Below are 845 nucleotides of genomic sequence, written 5' to 3' on the forward strand. Positions count from 1 at the left end.
CTGGGACGACTATTAGACAGTAAGCTACCGGTATTAATCAGATGCTCGCTATCACCGATGGACTGGATTAGGGTTTGATCATCTTCTCTGTGGTTGAAGTGGCTGCCATAATTGCTTCCTGCTTGGGCTTCTAATCGATTGATAGATTGAGCAGGGCTATCTAATAAATAGTTGCGTGTCGGCGTCATATGATTGCGACTGTCCGTATCAGACTGGCTATCTGCGATCCCTGTCATCGGAGGGAGTACTTGTCTGCTATACAAAGGACCGACCCAAGGGGTGTCGGTGGTGATTAGCCTGAGCTGGGTTAAATGAATACCTGCTTCTAGACTGGAGGCATGACGCTCGTGATGACGACGGCTATTGGTCAACCCTGTTACATGAGCGAGGCTATTGCGTGCTAAATGCACGATATGAGTGGCACGGTAATGCTGATTAAGATGGCTATGACCCACTAGGGTAAAGGTGTCCGCAATGTTTAAATCAGTACAATGAGCAAGCGCATGGTAAACGCTGTAGCGACTGTGGTGACTGTTTGCCATGATAGTAGCGTCATCGATAGACTCAGTATTTGTCACAGGAGCAAAGGCGGCTGGAGTGTCTAAGGTTAGGGCGTTTTGTCCTCCTTGATGACTCTCTTCGTTATCACTTTGACCAACAGCAACATCCGCTGACTGAGTTGGGTGCGCCACGCTAGCGCTATTAAAGCGCTGCATTGTAATCGTGTTTGGTTGGCTACTGATCTGCTCACTGAGGGCTAGGATAGGCGCGTCGACACGGTCATGCAGAACTTGTTGGTAGCGCACCGGACCGATGTTTTGACTGATACCGTCCTCATTGCTGGG

1 protein-coding gene is annotated in these 845 nt (G+C 49.3%); it reads right to left on the reverse strand.

The annotated features are described in order from the left end of the window. On the reverse strand, positions 1 to 845 hold an 845-nt coding region (locus ACS8FD_RS18645), incomplete at both ends, for a hypothetical protein (RefSeq protein ID WP_439276942.1).

Source organism: Psychrobacter sp. 1U2, from assembly GCF_051847575.1.